Here is an 18,105-nt window from a genome sequence, read left to right on the forward strand (position 1 = left end):
CAGATACCTTGCTGGCCATGGCGACCGATGCGCGTGCGCGGACCGTCGTCGCCATCCCGGCGACGATCCCGCCCTCGACTCGGCCGAGCCATCTCCTCGATGCTCGTCGCCGGCGGGCTGTTGGTCGGCGTTTCCCGCGCGCACGCGCAGGATATGGAGCCGCGCTCGTACTCCAACGCGCCGGTGGGCCTGAACTTCCTCGTCGCCGGCTACGGGGAGACGCGCGGAGGCCTGGCTTTCGACAGCTCGGTGCCGCTGACCAATCCGCAGCTGACGACTTCAAGTACCCTTCTCGCCTATGGACGGGTGCTCGACTTCCTGGGCCAGTCGGCCAAGCTTACGATCATCGTTCCCTACGGCGAGCTGAGCGGGAGTGCCGATTACGCAGGGGAAGCGCTCCGTCGCGACGTCTCCGGTTTCGCCGACCCGGTATTCAAGGTGTCGGTCAACGTCTATGGCGCGCCGGCGCTCTCGCTGCGCGAATTTGCCGCCTACGAGCAGGACCTGATCGTCGGCGCGAGCCTGCGCGTGTCGGCGCCGCTGGGTCAGTACGATGACCGCAAGGCGGTCAACCTCGGCACCAATCGCTGGTCGTTCAAGCCCGAACTGGGGATCTCGAAAGCGCTCGGGAAGTGGACGCTGGAGGGCACGGCGGCAGCCACCCTGTTCACCGACAACGAGGATTTTTTCAACGGCAACAGACGATCGCAGGATCCGCTCTATGCGCTGGAAGGGCACGTCATCTACAGCTTCGCTGCCGGCATCTGGGGCTCGCTCGACGCCAATTATTTTGCCGGTGGCCGGACGACGCTTGACGGCACGCAGGGCAGCGACCTGCAGCAGAACTGGCGCTTTGGTGCGACACTCGCTTTCCCGATGACGATTCACCACTCGATCAAGCTCTACGGCAGCAGCGGCGTTTCGGCGCGCACCGGCAACAACTTCGATCTTCTCGGGATCGCCTGGCAGTATCGCTGGGGCGCCGGACTGTGATGCGCGGGGCGCTGGACCTGACCTGCGTCGTGCGTAAGCGCGGTGTTTTTTCCGCCGAGTGCGCGCTGGCTGCCATTGGCGGCTGAACTCAAGGGGTGAGCAATGCGTAGCGATCATATTTTCGTTGTCCTTCTGGCCGCTGCGCTGCTCGTCGGCTGTGCCAACCGGCCGATCAACGAGCCGATTACCCGGGTCGATCCGCAGTCCGGCTATCGACCCCAGCTGCTGATTCCGAAGCGCCAGAACAATCAGTTATCGACCTTGTTCGTGCTCTCGTTTTCCGGCGGCGGTACACGTGCAGCGGCGTTCTCCTACGGTGTGCTCGAGGAACTGCGTCGTACCGAGGTGACGGTCGACGGTCAGCGCCGTCGCCTGATCGACGAAGTGGATGTCATCACCGGCGTTTCGCGGGGCAGCTTCACGGCGCTCTCGTATGCCCTGTATGGCGACCGGCTGTTCTCCGAGTACGAAAAGCGCTTCCTCAAGCGCGACGTGCAGGGCGCGCTGATCGCGCGCGGGCTCAATCCCGTCAACTGGTGGAAGTTCGTCGGCGGCAGCGCCGGGCGCTCGGAACTGGCGGCCGAGTACTACGACGAAATTCTCTTCGAAGGCGCCACCTTTGGTGATCTTCTCGACAAGCAGGGGCCGGTCGCCCTGGCCACCGGCACCGACCTTTCGAGTGGCTCGCGCCTGGCCTTCTTCCAGAATGATTTCGATCTGCTGTGCTCCGATCTGACCAAGGTGCGGCTGTCGCGTGCGGCGGCCACTTCGTCGGCCGTGCCGGTGGTGCTCTCGCCTGTGACCTTCAACAACTATGGCGGCACCTGTGGCTTCGAGTATCCGGCCTGGGTGCGCGATGTCGCCAATCCCGAGACCCGGGCTCGCCCGTCGGCACGCGCGGTGCAGCGCCATCAGGAAATGGAGAGTTTTCAGAACAGCAAGGATCGTCCCTTCATTCACCTGGTCGATGGCGGCGTTGCCGACAACATCGGCGTACGCGGGGTCCTGGAATTTCTCGAGGAGCAGGCGGCGAGCGCCGCTTTCCGCGGCGAGATCGGTTTCGGCCGCATTCGCCGGATCGTCCTGCTGGTCGTCAATTCCCAGTCGTCGCCAACCACGCACTGGGATCGCAGCGAGGAAGCGCCGGGGATGACCGTCCAACTCCTGCAGTCCACCAGCGTGCCCATCGATCATTACTCGTTCGAAACGATCGAGACGATGAAGGATCGTGCCGCGATCATGGGCTGGCAGCGCCAACTGCAGGTCGCCCGCGCGCGCCTCGCCGGGGCCAGCGAGGCCGAGGCCGAAGCGAGTCTGCCGGAGCTGACCCTGGAAGTGATCGACGTCAGCTTCGGCGCGATCCGTGACCCCGACGACAAGCGCTACTTCATGAACCTGCCGACCAGCTTCTTCCTCCCGGCAGAGGATATCGACCGCCTGCGCGACGTTGCCGGGGACCTGATGCGCCAGTCGCCCGAGTACCAGTCGGTGGTGCGCGAAATGGGTGGGGGCGTAGCGGCGCAGCAAGGAGGCACGGGCGGCGCTGCGCACTGAGTGGCCAGAGTGCGGAGGCGAGCCACACAAACCGTGCGGCGGCTGGCCACTGCTTCCCAGAGTAAGTTATTCTTCATCATCATCATCCGCGACGGCAGCAAGCGTCATAAGCGTCAGCAGAAAAGTACAGGCAAGCATGAGCAAGATCGATCAGTTGCGCATCAGCGGTCAACTTCCCAGCCCGAAGGGCGTGGCCCTGGCGGTCATGGAGATCAGTCGGCGCGACGATGCCACTCTGGAAGAGGTGGCCAAGGTCGTCCAGAGCGATCCTGCCCTGTCGAGTCGCCTGCTGCGCCTGGCCAACGCCGCGGCCAGCGGCGGCCGGCCGGTGGCCTCGATCAGGGAGGCGGTGATGCAGCTGGGAATGGCCACCGTGCGCCAGCTGGCGATGGGTTTTTCCCTGGTCGATCAGTACCTGCATGGCGCCTGCCCGGCCTTCGACTATCCGGGCTTCTGGTCGCATTCCCTGTTCATGGCCGTGGCCAGCCAGGAACTGGGCAGGCTGTTGCGCGCGGCGCCCCCCGAGGAACTGTTTGCCTGCGGCCTCATGGCGCAGATCGGTTGCCTGGCTCTGGCCACCGTCTACCCCGCCGATTATGGTGCCGTGCTCGCCGAGCAAAGGGCAGGGCAGGCGCTTCTCGAACTGGAGCGCCAGCGTCTGGGTGTCGATCACACGGAATTCACGGCCGGTATCATGGCCGATTGCGGCATTCCAAAGACTCTGGCCGAACCCGTTTGCTATCACGAGTTTCCACTCGATTCGGGTTTTTCCGAAGGTTCGCGGCCTTACCAACTGGTCCATCTGCTCTTCCAGGCACGGCGCATGGCCGATCTCGGCCGCTCGCCCGCGGCCGAGCGGCAGACCAGCATCTCCGAACTGATGCTTCTCGGTGGCAAGATCGGGCTCGATGCGACTGACCTGGGAGAGGTCTTCGACCGGGTCGTCAGCCAATGGCATTCCTGGGCCGAGCTTCTCAAGGTGCCCGCCGGCCAACTGCCGTCGTTCAGCGACATGAGCACCGCGCCGGTTCCGCGCCCCGAGGACGAGGCCGACGAGGCGCGCACGCGCAAGGTGGTTCTGCTGGTTGATGATGACCCGACCGGGCGCCTGGTCACCCAGGGTCTGCTGTCGCACATGCTCGGTTGTACGGTCCACACCGCAGAGAACGGCAAGGAAGCGCTGGCCCTGGCGCTGGAGGTGATGCCGCAGATCGTCATCACCGACTGGCGCATGCCGGTGATGGATGGGCTCGAGTTCTGCCGCGCACTGCGTGCGACCGGCTGGGGTCAGTCGATGTATGTGGTCATGCTCACCGGCGAGGAAGACGACGAGAAGATCATCGAGGCCTTCGAGGCCGGGGTCGACGATTACCTGACCAAGCCAGTGCATGTGCGCGCCTTGAGCGCGCGCATGCGGGCGGCCCTGCACTACGTGAAATTGCTCGAGGCCTGGGAGAACGACAGAGCGCAACTCAAGCAATTTGCCGCCGAATTGGCGATCAGCAACCGCCGCCTCGAACATACCGCAATGACCGATATGCTCACCGAGTTACCCAACCGGCGCGCGGGCATGGAAGCGCTCGCCCGCTTCTGGAGCGCATCCCGGCGTACCGGTCGCGCGGTGGCGGCGCTGATGATCGACGTCGACCATTTCAAATTGATCAACGACCGCTACGGTCACGCGGTCGGCGATCGGGTATTGCAGGGCGTGGCCAAGGCCATCCAGAGCGCCGCCCGTAAGGACGATAGCGTCAGCCGGATCGGCGGCGAGGAGTTCCTGCTCGTCTGTCACGACGCCGATGCGCGGACGGCCCTGCTCGCTGCCGAGCGTCTGCGCAGGACGATCAAGGCTCTGCGCATCAGCGTCGCCGGCGTGGACATCCACACCTCGGTGAGCATCGGAGTGGCCAGCATCGAAGACGGCATGCAAAAGGAAGATGACATGCTCAACGCTGCGGACAAGGCGCTTTACGCGGCCAAGAGCGCGGGCCGGGACCGTGTCGCCCTCTTTGCCAACGGCAAGTCCCTCTGTCGCTGAGCGAGAGGCGGTTCTGCGCGTTGCGTTTCGGCCGCCGCCCGCTTACAACAGCGACTTGCCCTGATCGAGAACCTTGTCGCAGATCTGCTTGGTGACCTGCTTCTTCATGCCGCCGCCGCTCAGGTCCAGGGTGCTGCCGTCGCCACTGCTGAGAATGCCATTCTTGCCGCTCTTGTAGCCACCGTCGGATGAGGACGAGCCGCCCGGCAGTTTGCTGGTCAGGGAATCCTTGACCGCAGCGGCCTTGTCGCCGCCGAGATAATTGTTCTTGATGCAGAACTCGAGCAGACCGGCGACGTTGCTGGCGCTGCCCGAGGTGACTGACTGCCCCGACAGCGCGCCGCCCAGATCACCGAGGCCGCTGACTCCGCTGACTCCGCCGAGTCCTCCGACTCCGCCGGTTGCCCCGGATGCGCTGCTGCCGCCCTGTTTGAGCAGGTCACCAAGCTGTGCCTGCGCGGCATGGAAAGGCAGGAAAGCGGCGATCAGGACCGCGATGGCTGTGCTGCGGCGGTTGCGTGCGTTCATGGGTGGGCCTCTCAATTCGCGGGTTGTGGAAGCGTGTATGGCTCTACGGTAGTGCATTGCTGCCGTTCTGCCAATCGTTCGCGGTTGCCTGCCGCGTCGCTGCGCGCGTTCAGCCCGGCTGGCCGGCGTCGCCGTTGCGGCCGGCCAGAAAAGCTTGCGCTTCCTCCCGGCGCTCGAAGACGTGCGGCGCGATGCTGCGTGCCGAGAACGCCTCGCCGAGCTTGGCGCGCAGAAATGCGCTGGTCGCGTAGCGGGTGATCTGACTGAAATAATTGGCCAGGAAGTAGCGATCCATTTCGGCGTAGGCGTCGTACATGTCCTGGTTGATGCGAAAACGGTCGTAGTTGATGATCACGCCGACCGGCTTGCCGGCTGCCCGGCAGCGCAGCTCGCAGATGTCCCAGATCGCCTTCACGTCCTCCTCGACGCGCACATGCATGCCCTCGAAATTGAGGAACAGGATGTTGCGCTCCGGGTCGTAAATGACCCGTTCGGGCAGCGACAGGTTGAGCAGCTCGGCTTCCAGACCCATCGGATTGGCATTGAAGATGCGCGCGTCCATCACCGCGTATTCGCCGATGATGGGCTCGAAATCCATGTGCGGAAGAATGTCGCGATCGACGTCGATGCCCGGCGCCACCTCGATCAGCGCCAGGCCGCCGCGTACCCGACGGAAGACACAGCGTTCGGTGATGTAGAAAACCGGCTTGCCGCGATCGTAGGCGTACTGGCCATTGAAGGTGATCTGCTCGACCTGCTTGACGAACTTCCGCTGCCCGCCCTCCTGGACGATGCGCAACTTGCCGTCCTTGACCTCGACTTCGAGACCCTTGCCGGTGAAGGTGCCGACGAAGACCACCAGACGCGCGTTCTGGCTGATGTTGATGAAGCCGCCGGCGCCGGTCAGGCGGCCGCCGAAGCGGCTGACGTTGACGTTGCCGGCGGCATCGCACTCGGCCATGCCGAGACACGCCATGTCGAGGCCGCCACCGTCGTAGAAGTCGAACTGCTGGTTCTCGTCGATCACCGCGTCCATGTTGACCCCGGTCCCGAAGTTGCCTCCGCTCGAGGGAATGCCGCCGATCAGGCCGGATTCCACGGTCAGCGTCAGCAAGTGCGAGATGCGCTCCTCGTTGGCCACCGCCGCGACCCCTTCGGGCATGCCGACGCCGAGATTGATGATCCCGTTGGGCGGCAGTTCGAAGGCGGTCCGACGAGCAATGATCTTGCGCTCGGAGAGTGGCGTTGACACCACGCTGGCCGCGGGGACGCGAAACTCGCCGGCGTAGGCGGCGTTGTACTGCGTGGCCAGCGTCTGCATGTGCTGGGCCGGTTCGGCGATGACCACGCAGTCCACCAGAATCCCCGGAATCTTGACCTGGCGCGGCGGTAGCCCGCTGCGTTCGGCGATACGTTCGACCTGGGCAATGACGATGCCGTTGCTGTTCTTGGCCGCCATGGCCATGGCCAGGTTGTTCAGCGTCAGCGCTTCACGTTCCATGGTGATGTTGCCGAAGGTATCGGCGGTGGTGCCGCGTATGAAAGCGACATTGACCTCGCCAACCTTGTAGAACAGCCACTCCTCATCATCGACGGTGACCAGGCTGACGATGTCCTTGGTCGTCGCGGCATTGATGCGGCTGCCCCCGTAGCGGGGGTCGACGAAGGTATGCAGGCCGACCTTGGAAAACGACCCCGGCTTGCCGGCGGCGAGATCGCGGAACAACTGACAGATGATGCCCTGCGGCAGGTTGTAGGCCTGGATGCGGTTGTCGAGCGCCAGCTGCGCCACTTTCGGCATCCGCCCCCAGTGACCCGCGACCACCCGGCGCAGCAAGCCAGCATGGCCGAGGTGGTTGAGGCCCAGGGTCTTGCCGTCGCCCTGGCCGGCAGCGGCGAACAGGGTCAGGTTCCTGGGCGAGCCGGTGGCGACGAAGCGGCGCTCCAGCGCCGACAGCAAGGCTTCGGCGAAGCCGGTCTGGACGAAGCCGGTGCTGGCCAGGGTATCGCCGTCGCGGATCAGGGCGATGGCTTCGTCGGCAGTGACGATCTTGCTGCGCATGCTGATTTCCTCTCGCTGATGTCCTTCAGGTCCAGCCGAAGGCGTGACCGGCTGATGAGCCGGCCGCTTGCTCGATCATAGCGCAGATCGTGGCTTTACCCGGCACGCGTCCTGCTCGCAATGACGTGCGGGCGGGTGGGGCGTCTCAGGGCTGAACGGTACCCGATCGTCGCTCCAGCGGCGTTTGGGGCCACTCATGCGGGACTTCGATCGCGGCAACGCGAAGGCAGGCTGGCGCCGCCTGGATCAATCCATCCAAGCAGGAGAACTCGCCGGCGAAAACGCCCGATCGATACACACTAAATTAATGTGCATCGGTGTCTCAAAGTCATTGACACGTTCCGGTCCCGAAAGCCTCCCGCCGCCGGCCGCCGCCGCGCCCCGGCCCCCCCCGGGTTTAGTCGATCGCCGCCAGAATCGCCGCGGCCTCAGTTTGCCCCAGGGCGAACTCCCGCAGTCGGCGAGAGCGGTCAGTGCTTGGTGGCTAATCCTCGAACTTCGTTGGCGCCAAAAGCCGTTGATGCTTGTCTGCTTTCCAGTGCTTTCGCATGTCGGATTTTTTTACAACCGCTAGGCAAGGGCATACTCTATGACCAGTCGAACTATTTTGCATTCAATCACTTACGCTCTATGGCACAATAGTTGCTGTATATTGCCTGTCCACCTCTTCAGGAGTAGATAACCATGAGCCAATTCCTTCGTTCAATCCTCCTAGGGAGTTGTGTCGCCGCTTTTTCTGCGGCATCCAACGCCACACCGATTTACCTCGCGGGAGCCTCTTCGGCCCTGGCATCGTGCGGAACCTGCGTGGTCGGCACCCACCTCGCCGCTGGCGCAACGGGCTCAGTGGCTGGCGCAGGCGGTAGCGGTATCAACGCAGCCGCTGGGTCGGCTCTCGATGGTCAACGGACTTATATCTATGACCAGGCGTATCCGGGCTATGCGGCGGGCTCCGTCATCAATCGAACCGACAATGGCTTCGCGATGATGGTTTGGGACATGGGAGCGGCCATGAACACGATGCGCCTCTACACGCATCAGGATCACTATAACGGCGGCCCCATCACCGACTCTTTCCAGGCGCAAGACGTGATGGAGTACAGCGTTTGGGGAAGCAACGACAACACCAGCTTCGCCCTGCTTTCCGACGTCAGCGCTTTCAATCTGACCGGCGGTGGTGCGGGGCTTCCGACCTACACCTTCGTTGGCGATGAGCCGACTTTCGTCTATCGCGGAGGCAGCGCGGAATTTGGAGTATTGAACGCGTACACGCGCGACTACACCTTCTCGAACAACTATCGCTACTACGGAGTACGTTCCAGTCTGATTTCAAGGAATGCGTCTGATGCCGATCCTGAACTCGATGCCGTGGTTGGCAACCCTGGCGCAATCGTGCAGGTACCGGAGCCGGGTGTATTGGCGCTGCTGGGTCTTTCGTTTTTCGGAATGGCCATATCTCGCAAGCGTGTCGCAAAGTAGGCTACTTACGCGTCGAGATGGCGGCGCCTGAGGGCGCCGCTTTTTTTTTTAAGCCAGACGTCTGGTGTCCTTTCGGCAACGCTGCATGAAATCGCCGAGGCGGTCTGGTAGCGTGGTAGGCCCGTATTCACTGATCCAGAGGCCTCCCGATGGCGCCGTCCCTAACCGTGTCCGACCCCCAGCTGGCCGATGCCGCGGCCGCCCTTGCCGAATGGCGGAAGACCCGCCCGCGCAGTCCGCGTATCCCGGAAGACCTCTGGTCGCGAGCGACCGAACTCGCCGACCGGTACGGCATCGCCAAGGTCGCCGTTGCCCTGAAACTCGACTACACCAGCCTGAAGCGCCGGCTGGCCAGCACAGTCACCGCCAAGCGACCCGCCGCCGGCGTGCGCTCATCGGCGCCCTCGGCGGACTTCGTCGAACTCGACTTCGGCCTGCCACTGGCCCCGTCTCCCTGCATCCTGGTCCTCTCTGACCGGCACGGCCGGGCGCTGCGCATCGAACTGCCGCGTGCGGCCAGCAGCGAGATCGCCGAGGTCGCGCGCAGCCTGTGGCAGACAAGGCCGTGATCGCGCTGAGCCCGCGCCTGCGCGTCTGGGTCGCCGCCGAGCCGGCCGACTTTCGCTGCGGCATCGACGGCCTGGCTCGGCGCGTGCGCCAGGTCCTGGCCGAAGACCCGTTCAGCGGTGCCCTGTTCGTCTTTCGCAACCGCCGGCACACGGCGGTCAAACTCCTGGTCTATGACGGTCAAGGCTTCTGGCTGTGTCAGAAGCGCTTGTCGCAGGGCCGCTTCCGCTGCTGGCCCAGGGAGTCGCCGGGACAGGTGCTCGCCCCGCACGCCCTGGCGGTGCTGCTCTCGGGAGGCGATTACGCGGCGGCCGGGGGGATGCCGCCCTGGCGCGCGCTCGCCTGACGCTTGCGTTCCAGATGCAGAACCGGTATAACGGTCTGCGTGCCCACGATCCTTTCCTACCGTGGCCGCACGGTTACTACCGGCGACCTCGAAACCATCCGCGCGCTGCTCAAAGCGCATCCCGACGCCAGCCGCCGGGCGTTCTCACAACGCCTGTGCGAACACTGGGACTGGCGTCAGCCCAATGGTGCGCTGCGCGACATGGTCTGCCGCAGCCTGCTGCTCGTCCTGCACCGGGCCGAGCACATCTGCCTGCCAGAAGTCCGCCACCGCCCGCCGAACAACGCCATTGTCCGCCGCCGGCCGCCGCCGGTGGCCGTGGACCGCTCGCCGATCGAACAGGATCTTCGCGCCTTGCGCCCCGTCGAACTGGTGGCGGTTCGACGCACGCCGCTGGAAGGACTCTTCGATCACCTGATCGCCGAGGCGCATTACCTCGGCCCGATGCAGGGCGTCGGCGAACAGCTCAAGTACCTGGCGTTCAGCCAAGGGCGGCCGCTCGCCTGTCTGGGCTTCACCTCGGCGCCGCGCCACCTCGCTGCGCGTGACCGCTTCATCGGCTGGTCGCCGGCCGTGCGCCGGGCGCATGTGCACGAGATCGCCTACCAGAGCCGCTTCCTCGTGGTGCCCTGGGTGCGGGTTCCGCATCTGGCCTCGCATCTCCTGGGCCGAGTCGCGCGGCGGATTGGCGCCGACTGGCAGACGCTCTATGGCCATCCGGTGCATTATCTGGAGACCTTCGTCGATCCCGAGCGCTACGCGGGGACCTGTTACCGGGCCGCCAATTGGCAGGAACTGGGCCTGACCACCGGTCGCGGCAAGGACGACCTGAGCCATCGCCCGAACCGTTCCCGAAAGCAAGTCCTCGGTTACCCGCTGCACGCGGACTTCCGTCGCCGCCTCGGGGCTTTGGCATGACCCGGCGCCGGCAGAAACCGCCTCGGCGGATACAGATCCCGATTCAAGAGCTCAACGCCATTGTCGAGCGCACCCGCGACGGCGCGTTGCCCGAGGCCGAGCAGGCCACCCTCAAGGCCGCGGTGGACACCCTCGCGCGGGTGACCGCCGAGCTTGAGTCGACGCAGACCACGCTGGCACGGGTGCAGCGGATTGTCTTCGGCTCGCCGAGCGAGCGCACGGCCGCGGTTCTCGGGGAAGAGAAGACGGGCGAGCGTCCGCCGGCTGCGGCCGGCGAAACGGACCCCGGTGGTGCGCCGACAGGCACGACCGATACGGACCCGCGACGCGAGAAGAAGAAGCGCCCCGGGCACGGTCGCAACGGGGCCGAGGACTATCCCCGCGCGCCGCGCATCGCGGTTGCCCATGCGCGCTTGAAGCACGGCGATCGCTGCCCCGAGCCGGGTTGTGAGGGCCGCTTGTACGTGCAACGACGAGCGCCGGCGCTGCTGGTTCGCGTGACCGGGGTGGCGCCCCTGGCGGCGCAGGTCTATGAACTGGAACGGCTGCGTTGCGGACTCTGTGGCACGGTGTTCACTGCCGAGCCACCGGCAGGGGTCGGCGAGGCGAAATACGACGAGACCGCCGCGGCGATGATCGCGCTCCTGAAGTACGGCTGCGGTTTGCCGTTCCACCGTATCCAGCGGCTCGAGAAGGCGCTGGCCATCCCGTTGCCGGCGGCGACCCAGTGGGAGGTCGTACAGCAGGCGGCGGCACGCCTGACGCCGGCCTTTGCGGAACTGGCTGAGCAGGCGGCCGAGGGGTCGGTGCTCTACAACGACGATACGACGATGCGTATTCTCAACTTCACCCAGGAGGCACGCACCGAGGCGCTGCCGCCGGGCGCCCGCGCGGATCGCACCGGGGTGTTCACTTCCGGGCTGGTCGCCGAGACGGCACACGGTCCGATCGCGTTGTTCAAGACCGGGCCCTGCCATGCCGGCGAACACCTCGCCGAGGTGCTCGACCGCCGTGAGGCGCCGGATCCGCCGATCCAGATGTCCGATGGTTTGTCTCGCAACAAGCCGGGCGATCATCCGACCCTGGCCGCTTCTTGTCTTCCGCATGCGCGACGCAAGTACGTCGACGTGGCCAATGCCTTTCCCGACGAAGTCGCCTTCGTCCTCAAGACGCTACGCGAGGTCTTCCGCACCGACCAGCAGGCGCGGCGGAAAGGTCTTTCGCCGCCGGATCGCCTGCTCCTGCACCAGCAGGAGAGCGCCCCGCGCATGAAGGCGCTCGAGGACTGGATGACCAGGCAGTTCGCGGAGCACCTCGTGGAGCCTCACTCGGGGCTCGGGCAGGCAATCTCGTACATGCAGAACCACTGGCAGAAGCTGACGCTCTTCCTGCGCGTGGCGGGCGCCCCGATTGACAACAATGTTTGTCATGCCGCGCGCGGCATGACAAACATAGTCGTCGGCGGCGTCATTGACACGCAGGCTGTTCCCAATACGGCGAGCTGTCGCAGTAGGCGACCCGCTGACCCGATTTTTCGGCGTGGCGGAGGAAGGGATCATCGGGTTGAGTTGGACCAAACCCATCAACCCGCTTCATTTTCCAGAATTGTTTTGGCCAAAGTGTGTGGCGGCAACGGCTGTCGAGCGCTTTGGCATCCAAGGACAAAGATCCCGTGAGCGCAAACCTCAAGGACCCCGCAGGGTCGATCCGCGAATCAGAGGCAACGGCAACTGCCGGTCAACCAACCGTAACACTACCCCCTCATCCAGAATTCTCGCGCCGCCTCGGCGACCGCCACACGCTCGATTCGAGCGCCCTGGAAGAAATCGACCGCATGACCAACATCGCGTTCGGCCAGCTGAGTGGGGGTGTTTCTCCGGCGTCGCTGGCCATGGCCTACCTCGACTGGATGGTGCACCTTGGCTCGTCACCCGGGAAGCAGTTTCAACTGGCCGCCAAGGCGACGCGCAAGGCCATGCGCCTAAGCAGCTACGCCCTGACGTCGGCGATCACCGGCAACGCCGAGCCGTGCATCGAACCGCTCCGCGGCGACCACCGTTTCGACCATCCCGGCTGGCAGCGCTTTCCCTACAACGTCATCTACCAGGGCTTCCTGCTCAATCAGCAGTGGTGGCACAACGCGACCACCGACGTGCGCGGCATCTCGAAGCACAGCCAGGCGGCGGTTTCGTTCACCGCCCGCCAGATCCTCGACATGACCGCGCCGTGCAACATCCCCTTCCTCAACCCCGAGATCGCCGAAGCGACGATCAACGAGCGCGGCGCCAATCTGGCGCGCGGTGCGAGCAACTACCGCGAGGACTTCAAGCGCTCACTGCGCAACGAACCGCCCGCCGGGGTCGAAGCCTTCCGCGTCGGTGAGAACCTGGCCATCACTCCCGGCAAGGTCGTCTACCGCAATCACCTGATCGAGCTGATTCAATATTCGCCAAGCACCGACAGCGTCCAGCGCGAACCCGTCCTGATGCAATCGGCGTGGATGATGAAGTACTACATCCTCGACCTCTCGCCGCACAACTCCCTGGTCAAATACCTGGTCGCCGGTGGCCACACCGTGTACATGGTCTCCTGGCTCAACCCGGGTCCCGAGCACCGCAACCTGGGCATGGAGGACTACCGCCGGCACGGCACGCTGGCCGCCATCGACGTCGTCGCCGAGCTGCAACCCGGGCGCAAGATCCACGCCGCCGGTTATTGCCTGGGCGGCATCCTGCTGACCATCACCGCCGCCGCCATGGCCCGCGACGGCGACGAGCGCCTGGCCAGCGTCACCCTGTTCACCACCATGACCGACTTTACCGAAGTCGGCGAGATCAACGTCTTCATGGATGCCAGCGAAGTGACGCTGCTCGAAGACATGATGTGGCAGAAAGGCTACCTCGATCACAAGCAGGTCTCCGGGGGATTCCAGGTCCTCAAGTCGGCCGACCTGATCTGGTCGAAGATGGTTCGCGAGTACTACCTCGGACACCGCGAGCCGATGTTCGACCTGATGGCGTGTAACGCCGACGGCACGCGCATGCCGTATCGCCAACACTCCGAGCTGCTGCGCCGGCTGTACGTGGACAACGAGCTTTTCGAGGGCAAGTACATGGTCGAGGGCCGCGCCATCTCGATCAGCGACATCCACTGCCCGATCTTTGCCGTTGCCGCGGCTGGCGACCACGTTGCCCCCTGGCACTCGGTGTACAAGCTGCACCTGCAAAGCGACGCCACCGAGCTGACCTTCGTCCTGACCAGCGGCGGCCACAACGTCGGCATCGTCAACGAACCGGGCCACGCCCACCGCTCCTTCCAGCTCAGCGTCTGCCACGAAGGCGACCGCTGCATCGACCCGGAAACCTGGAAGCAGCGCACGCCAACCACCGAGGGTTCGTGGTGGCCGGTGTGGCAGCAGTGGCTGACGCGGCACTCGTCGGGCAGCGAAGCGCCGCCAAGCATGGGTGCCCCGGACGAAGGCTACGAGCCGCTGTGCGACAGCCCGGGAACCTACGTGCTGATGAGGTAGGCAAATCGGGGCGAAAACCAGTCGGAAAACAACGTTTGGTGTCAATAGTGGAAAAATTCTTCTTTCGCCCTCAACAGATGCTCGTAATAGGCAACTGCACTGTAGAACTCTACACGCAGAAAATGGTCTCTGCCGAGTGAGTTGACCACCGGACGAGATCCGTAACGGACCGTCATACCGAACGACTGGGGAGTGGAGTAATGGGCGATCGATTGAGGTTCCTTCTAAACCGCATCAGCGAGCGGCTGTGGGTCAGGCCTCTCGCGATGTGCGTGCTGTCAACGACCGTAGTGTTTCTGGCGAAAACGGCGGACAGTACCGGAATCGGCCCGCTTGTTCCGGCGATTACCCCAGACTCGATAGAGACCCTGCTTACCATTATTTCCGCTAGCATGTTGGTGATCTCCACTTTTGCTGTCGCATCGATGGTCTCGGCCTATGCCTCGGCCAGCAGCACCGCAACGCCGCGCTCTTTTTCCCTGGTCATCTCCGACGACGTTTCCCAGAACGCTCTCTCGACATTTATTGGTGCCTTCATCTTCAGCATCGTCGCGCTTATCGCCTTACAAAATGGCTATTACGATAGAGCAGGGCGTTTCGCGTTATTTTCTCTGACGTTAATGATTCTTGCCATGGTTGTTATTACATTCGTGAGCTGGGTGGATCGAATTGCACGCCTTGGGCGCCTCGGGGGAACCATCGATAAGGTTGAGGCAGCGACTGCTGCTGCTTTACAGCGAAGGCGATGCGCCCCTACCCTTCGCGGTGTCCCTGCAGGGCCGTGTCAGAATGAGGGTCAGGCCATTTACGGCGGCTCGATCGGGTACGTACAGCGCGTCGATGTCGCTGCGCTGCAGACGTATGCGGAAGAATCGCGGGTGCGAATCACGGTAGCAGCCTTGCCCGGTACTTTTTCTGCGCCGGGCCGGGCGCTTGCCTATGTGACTGCGGACTCGGGTGATTTGTCTGATATCGATGTCAGGCAGATAGGACAGGCATTCATACTCGGTAATGGCAGGCAATTCGACGAAGATCCTCGATTCGGCCTTATCGTTCTTTCTGAAATTGCAAGTCGAGCGTTGTCACCTGCAGTCAATGATCCCGGTACGGCAATCGGAATCATTGGAACGTTCGTGCGACTTTTTGCGCTCTGGAGTGAGCCTGTCGAGGACGACGACACACGCATTTCTGAATGTGATCGTGTGGAGGTGCCAGAAATATCGTTGCGGGACATGTTCGATGATGCCTTCACAGCGATTGCTCGTGACGGAGCGGGCGCCATCGAAGTTGCGGGGCGGCTCCAAAAAGCGTTTGAGTCGCTGGCATCGATCGGAGATACCGAGATGCGGGAGGCCGCGATACACCATTCCCGCATGGCACTTGCTAGGGCAGAAAATGTGCTGGCAATTCCTGAAGACCTGGAGGTTGTGCGAAAGTTGGCGAAATTCGCCAGCTCTGTTTAGCAGAACGAGTTCTGCGCGATTAGGCCCGCATGTCGCGGGCGTCAGGGATTGACAGCTCCCACTGAACAGGGAAGGAACCAAAATGATGAACTTCGAATACAGCAGCGTCTTAGGCCTCCTGATACTGATCGGAGACATCTGGGCAATTATCAATATTTTCCAAAGCTCCGCTTCGAACGAGAAGAAGCTGATTTGGATAATCGCAGTGGTGCTGCTGCCCGTGCTGGGCTTGATCCTGTGGTTCTTCCTTGGGCCGCGTAATCGAGGAACGTAGCGTGCCAAGTGGCACTTGGCTGCAAGGCATTCGGTGGAAGCCGCGAGTGAGTCTGTACTGGAGGACGAGCATGGCATCGCGCGCCCTAACGGATAAGGATAGATCTCACGAAGCCACGATCCGATCCGTTTTTTGGACGTCCGCTCCCAGCCAAGACGACGTTCGCATAGGGGTCGAAAGGGTGAGTCGCGTTCTTCAGTAAGCAGCCGCCCGGAGTCACCGACGCGGATTTTTTCTGCGACCCCGGTCGAACGACAGCAATGCCGACCACAGCCGCCGCTCACGGCTCATGGCCCCAGTGACCGCTCTGGCCGACGACCAGATGAAGTGCGCCTCGTTCCGAATGCCTGCTTCAAAGCGAGTACCGGACACTGATTGTTGTCGCTCCGCCGGCACTCATCGCCGCCAATTTTTGCCACCAGATTTGTACGGTCTTACGTCGCCGCTAACGGACCGGCAGATCCGGTCAACTGCGGAAGATCGGGCAGAGATTGACGAGTATGGGCGGCAGTGGCGCCTACACCTTCGGGCACACCTGCCTAACCGGAGCTCCGAGGCGCTGGCGAAAATGCGGCAGGGGTTTTCGAGAGCGGTTTCCCGCGCGCGCGCCACACCGATGGAATCGACCTGCCCGTCTCCTCAACGCGATATCGGCGCCCCCAACCTTGGGGCAGGGCAACCTTCAGGGCGACGTTTCGGAGACTCGCTTTCTCGCCACGATGAAGACGGCCTTGTTTTCGCCTGGCGACCAGCAATGCTCGATCTCGAGTTCGGCGTGTTTCAGCTCCGCCGTCAACTGGCTCAGCGTGAGCGAAAAAACGCTGGGCAGCAACGGCAATGCGCGAAACAGCGCCGCCACCGCACGCATCTGCCAAGAGCCGCCCCCGATGCAGATGGTACTGGAGATGAACAGGCCGCCCGGCTTGAGCAATTCCTTCACCCGGGTCAGGGTCTGCGCCCGATCGGGCAACAGGTGGACGATGTTCATCGCCAGGATCACGTCCCAGCTGCCCGCAGGGCTTTCAAGCTTGGCAAGCGAGCCCTGTGCAAAGCTCACGTTGCTCGCCCCGGCCGCCCGAGCCTTCTCGCGGGCGATGTCGAGCATGCGGGCGGAATAGTCGATGGCAAGGATATGGGCCACATGCGGAGCATGCAAGACGGCTGTCGAACCCGTGCCGCAACCGAACTCCAGCATGCGGCTATCCGGCCTTAGCAGGGCCCGGGTCTTCTCCAGCTTGGTTTCATAGGACGCCTGATCGATAATCGGCATCCTCGCGTAGCGCTTGGCCAGCCGATCCCAGAACCAGGAACGCTGCATCATGATCGATCCCTCCCTGCTCATCGAAGTGCAATCGCGATCGGCCGCAAGGGCGCGGCATCGCCGCCGCGCCGGGGCGTGAGTGAAAGCTCGATCTGTTCATCGCTCGCCTTTCGTTCCTGCGCCTATCGCGCCCAGGCAGGCGGCGCGGGCGGCGGCGGGGCATAGGCGTCGTCCAGGCGAACCTCGCGTCCGTCGCGAATCGTCCAGCATTCGAGCCCGCGCAACCACAACTGGTGAAGATGATCTCCGATCTCGGTCTCGTCAAGGAAGACGAAGCCCACATTGTTGACCCGTTTGCCCTTGACCTCCCCGCGCACCACGCAGGCGTCGAGCATTTCCCGCGGCGAGAGGGCACGCCCGAGCACGGTGAGTTTCAGCACGCCCCTGCGTTCTTCGAGAACCCCGTTGAAGTCATGCCGCAGCAGATAGCCATCCTTGATGAAGCCGCCCTGCGGTTCGCTGCTGAGCGCGATGTGACCGGGCTTGGCTTGCTGCAGGCTGGTGGCGGCATCGGCCTTCAGGTCGTGAAACTGGACGAAGGAAAGATCGCCGCGGCGCGTCAGCTTGATCGGGCAGTAGTCGAGCCACCGATCCGATACCAGTCGCCGGTGGCCTGCGCCCTTGATCGCTGCAAAGGCGCCGTGCAGGCGATGACGGTTGGTGAAGTCCGGCGGGATGTAATCGGGATCGATGGCTTGCCACTCGCGATACAGCGTGGAGAAGGATGCGAGGTCGAAATCGAGCGCCCCCAGCCAATCGATGATCGGTTCGGGTTCCGGCGGCAGCGGCAGCGTGACCTCCACCGTCAGGCCGGGGTAGACGGCGAGGCGCCGCTGTTCGTCCCACACCGCCTCGAAGCACTTCGAGGCGTCACCGATCCGATCGGGCCACCCGGGCGCGATCGGTTGCGCGGCGTAATCGGTTTCCAGCGTTTCCGGCAGCGACTCGTGGAAGTACGACTGCTCGCTGATTTTTCTTGCCAGCGCATTGATGTCTTTTCCGGACAAGCTCAGTTCAATCACGTTTGTCGCCC

At 63.6% G+C, this 18,105-nt stretch carries 15 protein-coding genes; 11 read left to right on the forward strand and 4 right to left on the reverse strand.

The window, feature by feature from the left end:
- The first annotated feature begins 99 nt into the window (after positions 1-99).
- The 3 genes from QZ634_RS01710 (at position 100) to QZ634_RS01720 (ending at position 4,585) form a co-directional block, all read left to right on the forward strand.
- Positions 100-993 carry a transporter gene (locus QZ634_RS01710; protein WP_291985019.1) on the forward strand — a complete coding sequence of 298 codons (894 nt, stop codon included), beginning with the start codon at positions 100-102 and terminating at the stop codon, positions 991-993.
- A gap of 102 nt (positions 994-1,095) precedes the next feature.
- On the forward strand, positions 1,096-2,547 hold the full coding sequence (locus QZ634_RS01715) for a patatin-like phospholipase family protein (protein ID WP_291985021.1): 1,452 nt from the start codon (positions 1,096-1,098) through the stop codon (positions 2,545-2,547).
- Between the two features lie 136 nt (positions 2,548-2,683).
- Positions 2,684-4,585, forward strand: a complete 1,902-nt coding sequence (locus QZ634_RS01720; protein WP_291985023.1) for a diguanylate cyclase — start codon at positions 2,684-2,686, stop codon at positions 4,583-4,585.
- 42 nt (positions 4,586-4,627) lie between these two features.
- On the opposite strand, the gene QZ634_RS01725 is transcribed toward QZ634_RS01720, so the two are convergent.
- Positions 4,628-5,113 carry a DUF2501 domain-containing protein gene (locus QZ634_RS01725; protein WP_043567255.1) on the reverse strand — a complete coding sequence of 162 codons (486 nt, stop codon included), beginning with the start codon at positions 5,111-5,113 and terminating at the stop codon, positions 4,628-4,630.
- A 109-nt stretch (positions 5,114-5,222) separates the two neighbouring features.
- Positions 5,223-7,175, reverse strand: coding sequence for a malonate decarboxylase subunit alpha (locus QZ634_RS01730; protein ID WP_291985025.1), 1,953 nt, complete (start codon positions 7,173-7,175; stop codon positions 5,223-5,225).
- Between the two features lie 684 nt (positions 7,176-7,859).
- Here QZ634_RS01730 and QZ634_RS01735 point away from each other — a divergent pair.
- The 8 genes from QZ634_RS01735 (at position 7,860) to QZ634_RS01770 (ending at position 15,751) form a co-directional block, all read left to right on the forward strand.
- The gene (locus QZ634_RS01735; protein ID WP_291985027.1) at positions 7,860-8,654 is read left to right on the forward strand and encodes a PEP-CTERM sorting domain-containing protein; all 795 of its coding nucleotides are present in this window, start codon (positions 7,860-7,862) and stop codon (positions 8,652-8,654) included.
- A 149-nt stretch (positions 8,655-8,803) separates the two neighbouring features.
- Positions 8,804-9,223, forward strand: a complete 420-nt coding sequence (locus tag QZ634_RS01740; protein ID WP_291985030.1) for a hypothetical protein — start codon at positions 8,804-8,806, stop codon at positions 9,221-9,223.
- Entirely contained in the window at positions 9,220-9,567 is a 348-nt protein-coding gene (tnpB, locus tag QZ634_RS01745) for an IS66 family insertion sequence element accessory protein TnpB (RefSeq protein WP_291985032.1), read from the forward strand. Before QZ634_RS01740 ends, tnpB begins: the two co-directional genes overlap by 4 nt.
- 39 nt (positions 9,568-9,606) lie before the next feature.
- The gene (locus QZ634_RS01750) at positions 9,607-10,485 is read left to right on the forward strand and encodes a DUF4338 domain-containing protein (RefSeq protein ID WP_291985034.1); all 879 of its coding nucleotides are present in this window, start codon (positions 9,607-9,609) and stop codon (positions 10,483-10,485) included.
- Entirely contained in the window at positions 10,482-12,161 is a 1,680-nt protein-coding gene (locus QZ634_RS01755; RefSeq protein WP_291985036.1) for a transposase, read from the forward strand. The genes QZ634_RS01750 and QZ634_RS01755 overlap by 4 nt, the downstream gene beginning before the upstream one ends.
- Positions 12,158-14,014: an alpha/beta fold hydrolase gene (locus QZ634_RS01760; protein WP_291985038.1), complete on the forward strand. Its 1,857-nt coding sequence runs from the start codon at positions 12,158-12,160 to the stop codon at positions 14,012-14,014. Before QZ634_RS01755 ends, QZ634_RS01760 begins: the two co-directional genes overlap by 4 nt.
- Before the next feature lie 200 nt (positions 14,015-14,214).
- Positions 14,215-15,477, forward strand: coding sequence for a DUF2254 domain-containing protein (locus QZ634_RS01765; protein ID WP_291985040.1), 1,263 nt, complete (start codon positions 14,215-14,217; stop codon positions 15,475-15,477).
- An 85-nt stretch (positions 15,478-15,562) separates the two neighbouring features.
- Complete coding sequence (locus QZ634_RS01770; protein WP_291987941.1) at positions 15,563-15,751, forward strand: PLD nuclease N-terminal domain-containing protein; 189 nt, start codon at positions 15,563-15,565, stop codon at positions 15,749-15,751.
- Between the two features lie 682 nt (positions 15,752-16,433).
- Here QZ634_RS01770 and QZ634_RS01775 read toward each other — a convergent pair.
- Positions 16,434-17,021 carry a class I SAM-dependent methyltransferase gene (locus QZ634_RS01775; protein WP_291985042.1) on the reverse strand — a complete coding sequence of 196 codons (588 nt, stop codon included), beginning with the start codon at positions 17,019-17,021 and terminating at the stop codon, positions 16,434-16,436.
- A gap of 173 nt (positions 17,022-17,194) precedes the next feature.
- Positions 17,195-18,094, reverse strand: coding sequence for a hypothetical protein (locus QZ634_RS01780; RefSeq protein WP_291985044.1), 900 nt, complete (start codon positions 18,092-18,094; stop codon positions 17,195-17,197).
- Positions 18,095-18,105: the final 11 nt, after the last annotated feature.

The organism is Candidatus Accumulibacter sp. ACC007 (assembly GCF_907163205.1).
In the GTDB taxonomy this organism is placed as follows: Bacteria; Pseudomonadota; Gammaproteobacteria; order Burkholderiales; family Rhodocyclaceae; genus Accumulibacter; species Accumulibacter regalis.

Bases quoted from the DNA above. Each gene is read 5' to 3' on its own strand.
- QZ634_RS01710 (WP_291985019.1), top strand. From the start codon at position 100: ATGCTCGTCGCCGGCGGGCTGTTGGTCGGCGTTTCCCGCGCGCACGCG.
- QZ634_RS01715 (WP_291985021.1), top strand. From the start codon at position 1,096: ATGCGTAGCGATCATATTTTCGTTGTCCTTCTGGCCGCTGCGCTGCTC.
- QZ634_RS01720 (WP_291985023.1), top strand. From the start codon at position 2,684: ATGAGCAAGATCGATCAGTTGCGCATCAGCGGTCAACTTCCCAGCCCG.
- QZ634_RS01725 (WP_043567255.1), bottom strand. From the start codon at position 5,113: ATGAACGCACGCAACCGCCGCAGCACAGCCATCGCGGTCCTGATCGCC.
- QZ634_RS01730 (WP_291985025.1), bottom strand. From the start codon at position 7,175: ATGCGCAGCAAGATCGTCACTGCCGACGAAGCCATCGCCCTGATCCGC.
- QZ634_RS01735 (WP_291985027.1), top strand. From the start codon at position 7,860: ATGAGCCAATTCCTTCGTTCAATCCTCCTAGGGAGTTGTGTCGCCGCT.
- QZ634_RS01740 (WP_291985030.1), top strand. From the start codon at position 8,804: ATGGCGCCGTCCCTAACCGTGTCCGACCCCCAGCTGGCCGATGCCGCG.
- QZ634_RS01755 (WP_291985036.1), top strand. From the start codon at position 10,482: ATGACCCGGCGCCGGCAGAAACCGCCTCGGCGGATACAGATCCCGATT.
- QZ634_RS01765 (WP_291985040.1), top strand. From the start codon at position 14,215: ATGGGCGATCGATTGAGGTTCCTTCTAAACCGCATCAGCGAGCGGCTG.
- QZ634_RS01770 (WP_291987941.1), top strand. From the start codon at position 15,563: ATGAACTTCGAATACAGCAGCGTCTTAGGCCTCCTGATACTGATCGGA.
- QZ634_RS01775 (WP_291985042.1), bottom strand. From the start codon at position 17,021: ATGCCGATTATCGATCAGGCGTCCTATGAAACCAAGCTGGAGAAGACC.